Source organism: Actinoplanes sp. NPDC048791 (assembly GCF_040650095.1).
Lineage (GTDB): Bacteria > Actinomycetota > Actinomycetes > Mycobacteriales > Micromonosporaceae > Actinoplanes.
Map to the genome: position 1 here is coordinate 1 of NZ_JBEZGQ010000557.1, position 5,598 is coordinate 5,598.

At 68.1% G+C, this 5,598-nt stretch carries 5 protein-coding genes and 2 pseudogenes; all 7 read right to left on the reverse strand.

The genetic code is table 11. The features are described from left to right. Positions 1-563 (reverse strand): paraslipin (locus AB0C29_RS30915; RefSeq protein WP_360827519.1); only part of this gene is annotated, 563 nt, incomplete at its 3' end. Between the two features lie 36 nt (positions 564-599). Continuing rightward, positions 600-1,055: an NfeD family protein gene (locus AB0C29_RS30920; RefSeq protein WP_360827522.1), complete on the reverse strand. Its 456-nt coding sequence runs from the start codon at positions 1,053-1,055 to the stop codon at positions 600-602. Positions 1,056-1,648: 593 nt separating this feature from the next. Further along, entirely contained in the window at positions 1,649-2,575 is a 927-nt protein-coding gene (locus AB0C29_RS30925; RefSeq protein ID WP_360827525.1) for a universal stress protein, read from the reverse strand. 163 nt (positions 2,576-2,738) lie between these two features. Next, a complete protein-coding gene (locus AB0C29_RS30930) occupies positions 2,739-3,614 on the reverse strand; it encodes a universal stress protein (protein WP_360827528.1) in 876 nt (291 codons plus the stop codon). A 181-nt stretch (positions 3,615-3,795) separates the two neighbouring features. Beyond that, the gene (locus tag AB0C29_RS30935) at positions 3,796-4,233 is read right to left on the reverse strand and encodes a hypothetical protein (protein WP_360827531.1); all 438 of its coding nucleotides are present in this window, start codon (positions 4,231-4,233) and stop codon (positions 3,796-3,798) included. A 141-nt stretch (positions 4,234-4,374) separates the two neighbouring features. Next, a pseudogene (locus AB0C29_RS30940) lies at positions 4,375-4,601 on the reverse strand (acyl-CoA dehydrogenase family protein); the annotation flags it as partial. A 49-nt stretch (positions 4,602-4,650) separates the two neighbouring features. Continuing rightward, positions 4,651-5,577: pseudogene (locus AB0C29_RS30945) on the reverse strand (acyl-CoA dehydrogenase family protein); the annotation flags it as partial. Positions 5,578-5,598 lie beyond the last annotated feature (21 nt).

Sequence of the window (5,598 nt, forward strand, 5' to 3'; positions counted from 1 at the left end):
GCGCGGCGGTCCCGCTCGGCGCGCATCTGCTTCTCCATCGAGTCGCGGATGCTCGGCGGCGGCTCGATCGCCTTGATCTCGACCCGGGTGACCTTGACGCCCCACCGGCCGGTGGTCTCGTCGAGCACCCCGGACAGGTGCCGGTTGATCTCCTCGCGGCTGGTCAGGGCCCGCTCCAGGTCGAGCGAGCCGATGACGTTACGCAGCGTGGTGACGGTCAGCTGCTCGATGGCCTGGAGGAAGTTCGCGATCTCGTACGTCGCCCGCACCGGGTCGACGACCTTGAAGTAGAGCACCGTGTCGATCGAGACCACCAGGTTGTCCGAGGTGATCACCGGCTGCGGCGGGAAGCTGACCACGTTCTCCCGCATGTCCACCTTGGTACGGACCGTGTCGATGAACGGCACCAGCAGGTTGAGCCCCGGGGACAGGGTGCGCTTGTACTTACCCAGCCGCTCCACCACGTCGTGCCGCTGCTGCGGAACGATACGGACGGCTTTCATCAGGACGACGACGGCGAACAAAACAATAAGAGCAACGATGACACCGGCGACGGCATCCATGTACGTAAACCACCTTTTCATATGTTGAAGCGCCGGCTAGGACCGGAAATCGGTCATGCTCGACGGGTCGTCACGCCAGACCAACGCGGTTCCCGCGCTGATCTCCGCAATTCTGACTCGCTCGCCAGGAGGGTATGTGATGGAACTTTCCAGAGAACGCGCTTGCCACAGCTCACCGTCGATCTTCACCATGCCTCGCTCGGCGTCCACCTGCTCCAAGACGACGGCGGCGGCGCCCTGCATCGCTTCCGCGCCCATAGCGACCGGGTCAGGCCTGCTCTGGTGACGACGCAGTGCCGGTCGAGCCGCGGCGAGGGTCAGCGCTGAAACCGCTACGAACACACCGGCCTGCAGGGGCACGGGCGCACCGAGTGCGGCTGCGGCAGCGGCCGCCAGCGCACCCGCCGAGAACATGATAAGGAAGAGAGTGGCCGTGAAGATTTCCGCGACGGCGAGTACCGCAGCGGCAAAAACCCACAACACCACATCCATACTCCGATCGTGACACAGCCGGGGCGTTTCGACCACCGAAGTTCCGCTGACCACATTGGAATCAATTATTGGCTTTCACTGTCATGTAATCGTCATGTCGCTGTGGAAAGACCACATGAGGATGGTGGAAATGCTTTTCCTCGCACGTGGGTCGCCACGCCGAGGTGGAGAGCCAGGGGGACGGTACGGGAGTGAGGCGGGCCCCTACCCGGCGTCGTTCGACGTTATCGGTGACCAGCTGTAGCCGAAGTTCAGCGAGAAGGTGCGCTCCACCCAGGTCGCCCGGGTCTCGTCAAGCTCCCGGTCGCGGCCCGTCCGCGCCCAGACGATGGCGGACCGTCGCGAGCCGGCCGACGTGCACGTATCCGCTGCCGACGGGCACATGGCCGGTGAACGACGCCGCTGCGTCGAGTCGGCGGTAGCACCAGGCGCCCGGATGGATGTCGGTTGCCGGGTTGGAAGGTATTTTCGACCAACCGAGCGGCCCAAGGCCAGAAATCACGTGGTACGCCGGCATCCGCTAGCGGGATGGTCGAGCGTGCCACGTGGTGTGGTACCGCTGTTGCCCGCGCCGCGCCCTCACGCCGCAGTCCTCAGGACGCGGCGTCGGCGCGTGCGGCTGTGTCCGATGACGCTGTTTGAGGCACAACCAGGACCGGCCGGTAAGCGTGGTGCAAGGTGGACACTGCCACGCTGCCGAGTAGGGTTTCGCGTACCGTGGACCGTCCCCGTGAACCCACGACGATCATTGCCGCGTGACGCCGACGCGCTTGTTCTGACAGCGTTTCGGCCACCGTCCGTGCTGCCGTGGCATGGCGTCCCTCCGCCGCCAGCGAGATCACCTCCTGGCCGCTGACCGGCGGCGGGTTCCGGTCGCCCTGGTCGACGCTGGCCAGTTCCAAGGTTCGAGCGGGGAACAGCCGGGTCGCCGCCTCGAGTGCCGCCTGCGCGCCGGCGGAGCCGTCCCAGCCGACGATGACCGGCCCGTCGATCGCATCTGCTCGCTCGGCCATCAGCAGAGGGTGAGCAACGACGAGAACCGGGCGTGCGGCGTAGTGCACAACCGTGTCGGAGACGCTGCCCAGGACTGCCTTGGCGCCGCCCAGCCCGCGTGAGCCGATCAGCACCACGTCGGGGTCGAGTTTCTCGGCGAGTTGGGTGAGTTGCAGACCTTCGCCGCCGTAGGTTCGTTCGACCAGCACTTGCGCGTTCCAGCCGGCGGCGATGGCGAGGGTGACGCCCGTCGCGGCCAGCCGATTCGCCTCTGCCGCTCCCTCCCGTTCAATAGCGTCGACGAACTCATTGACCGCGGCGGCGCCTCTCCACAACCGTCGGCGTAGCGCGTCGCTCGCGAACGGCGGCGTCCAGAGGTGACCGATCCAGGCCTGCGCCCCAGGAATCAGGGACGCGCCAACCTCGATCGCCGCATTGGCCGATAGTGATCCGTCGTAGCCCACGAGGATTCGGACGGTGGATACCTCGGTGATCGAGGCTGAGCTCGTTGGTATGGCGCCGGTCATTGTCGGACTCCTCTTTACTGGACACTGGGACCCGCGCGACGCCCGGGGTTAGCCGTGCTGTCCGGGTGGATCGTCCGTGTGGCACGGCAAACGGTGGCGCGCCGCTGCGATCGGGTCAGGATTGGTGGCGTAAGCTGCCCGCGGATGCCCTGGACGCTCCTCGTCACGTCTCCTGGTCAGGGTGGACGATCATGACCGGGCAGTCGGCGTGGTAGAGGAGTTGCTGGCCGACGGAGCCGAGCAGGCTGCCGACCAGCGGGCCATAGCCGCGGCTCCCCACGATGACCAGGGCGGCCTCGCGGGACACGTCGATCAGGTTCTGCGCAGGGCTGCCGGGCTCAACGAGAATCTTCACCCGCACGGCCGGGTACTTGTCCCGCCACGGCGTCAGCGTGGCGTCGAGGTCGCCGGCCGCGTCTCGCGAGGCCGCCTCCGGGTCGTAGGGCAGCGGCGGCACAGCCATTCCATAATGTGGCATCGGCGGCGGGTAGCTGCGAACGGCGAGCAGCCCGCAGCCGTGCCGCTGCGCCTGGTCGAACCCCAGCGCCAGGGCCCGTTGCGCCGAGACCGAGCCGTCGACCCCGACCGCGATCGGGCCGGACGGGGTTTCACGTTGGCCGCGGACGACCACGACGGGGCAGGTCGCGTGGGCGGCGACCTGTTGGCCGACCGAGCCGAGCAGCAGGCTGGCGAAACCGCCGCGCCCTCGGTTACCCACCACGAGCATGGCCGCCGTGCGGCTGGCTTGCCGCAGGACTGAGACCGGGTCACCGATCACGGCGGCGCCCGAAACGTCGATGCCCGGCTCCAAGGCTCGTGCCTCGGCGGCGGCTGCGGTTGCCATCTGGTCGAACTGTTGAGCGATGACATCCGGCAATTCTCCCACGCCGCCGAGCGCTTCGGCCGGCCCGTTCCATGAGTAGGCGGTGAGGATTTTCAGTGGGGCGTCGTGTCGCCGGGCCTCGGCGGCGGCCCACCGCACCGCGGCCCTGTTCTGCTGCGAGCCGTCAATGCCGACGACGATGTCACGGTGTCTCATCTCTGCCTCCAGATCGGGGACGGTTCCGGTTGGTCAGTTGCGCGACCGATGACGCTCGAGGTCGGTTGCCGCAACCGGTTGCGGGGCATCTCAGACGCTTGAGGAGCAGTCGCGGGTTGCGTCGTACTGATCGGTGCGGGAAGTGTTGCTCCGAGCCCACGGTTGTGGTGCAGCCGAGGTATCAGGGCAGCCGTGGGGTGTAGCCGCCGCGGTTGTAGGTCAGTCGGGCGATGGCGTGGGTTTGGGCGTCGTCGTTGTCGTCGATGCGGTCGAACTGTTCGGCGACGCGGGTGGCCGCGCGGTCGCAGAAGGAGGTGGCGATGGCGTGTTCCTGCCCGGACGCTTCGACGCCTTGGTTGTCGAGCAGGGCGGTGGTGCGGGAGATGGTGGCGATCTGCGCGTAGATGTCGGTGGCGGCGTGGGTGAGCCGTTTCTGCTGGCGTTGCTGGGTTTGGATGTCGCTGCCGTGGATGCGCAGCAGCTTCTCGGCGGTAGCACGTAACTGGCCGACCTGTTCGGCGACCCGGTCGCCGTGGCGGGTGAGGGTGGGGTGGGCGGTGTCGAGCCGGTCGGGTCGTAGCCGGCGCCGGACGCGTTGGCCGACGTAGTCGGCGAGCACACCGATGCCGCCGATCGGGTCGGCCAGGTTGAGGCCTCGTAGGTCCGCGACCTCGTCGGCGACGGTTTTCAATCCGGCGAGGGCGACGAAGGAGCGCAGGACGTCGTTGGAGCCTTCGAAGATGGGGAAGATCCGGCTGTCGCGTAGCGCCTTGGCTGCCGGGGAGTCAGCCATGTAGGCCTGCCCGCCGAGGAGTTGGAAGAGCCGGTTGGCGGCGTACCAGTAGAACTCGCTGCCGGCGATCTTGGCATGGCCGACTCGATGGAGTAGTCCGGTACGCCGGCGTCGACCAGACCGGTGGTCAGGTAGGCCATCGACTCGAAGCCGTACAGATAGGTCGTCATCCAGGCGACCTTGTCTTCGACCAGTTCGAACTCCGCGAGGGGTCCGCCGAACTGGGTGCGGGTGGTGGCGGGCGAAGACGCACACGACGTCTTTGCCGCCGTTGCCGATCCAGCGTTTCTCCCCGTTGAGTAGCCAGGAACCGTCGGTCTGCCGCTGGGCGCAGGTGGTGATGGCGCGCATGTCGGAGCCGGCGCCGGGTTCGGTCAGAGCGAACCCGGCGAGTTTGCGGCCGGCGGCCAGTTCGGGCAGAAACCGGGCTTTCTGGTCGTCGGAGCCGAACAGGTGGATCGGTTTCATGCCGATGGACTGGTGCACACCCATCACGACGGACAGGCTGGCATCGTAGCCGCCGAATTCCTCCATCACCCGGCAGTAGCCGGTCTGTGATAGTCCCTGCCCGCCGTATGCGGGTGCCACATACAGCCCGAGCAGGCCGCGTTCGCCGAGGCCGCGCACGATGTCGTCGCCGATCCACCGCTGCTTTTCGACCTTGTCCGGGTCGTAGGTGGTGTCGAGGAAGTCACGGGCGTCCGCGATGAGGGTGTCGACGCGGCCCTGCTCGTCAGGGCCGAGCCGGGGGTACGGCATCACCATCGTCGCGGGCAGCCGGCCGGTGAACAGGGCCTTACCGAACGACGAGGGCGGCGGACCGGTGGCGTCGGGACCGGTTTCTGCCGGCTCGGCGGCCGGCGCGGTCACCGCGGTCAGGTCGCCGGTGTCCGGCGCGCTGCCCTGGGCTCGCGTGGTGGCGCCGCGACGGCGGGACTGCCGGGCGCGGACGATCGCGATGGGGCTGGACGCATGGTGCAGGACGTCCTGGCTGGTGGAACCGAGCAGCAGGCCACCGAACCCGCCACGGCCGCGGGACCCGACGACTGTCAGCGCCGCACCGGCCGATTCGGCGACCAGGACGGCGGCCGGCCGCCCGTGGACCAGCTTCTCCTGCACCGGCACGTGCGGGGGCTTGGGGCGGTATGCGGCCAGCGCGGCGGTCAGCATCCGGGGAGGGCCGGCGTGCCG

Excerpts from the sequence above, each read along its gene's own strand:
- AB0C29_RS30920 (WP_360827522.1), bottom strand. The coding sequence starts at position 1,055 with ATGGATGTGGTGTTGTGGGTTTTTGCCGCTGCGGTACTCGCCGTCGCG.
- AB0C29_RS30930 (WP_360827528.1), bottom strand. The coding sequence starts at position 3,614 with ATGAGACACCGTGACATCGTCGTCGGCATTGACGGCTCGCAGCAGAAC.
- AB0C29_RS30925 (WP_360827525.1), bottom strand. The coding sequence starts at position 2,575 with ATGACCGGCGCCATACCAACGAGCTCAGCCTCGATCACCGAGGTATCC.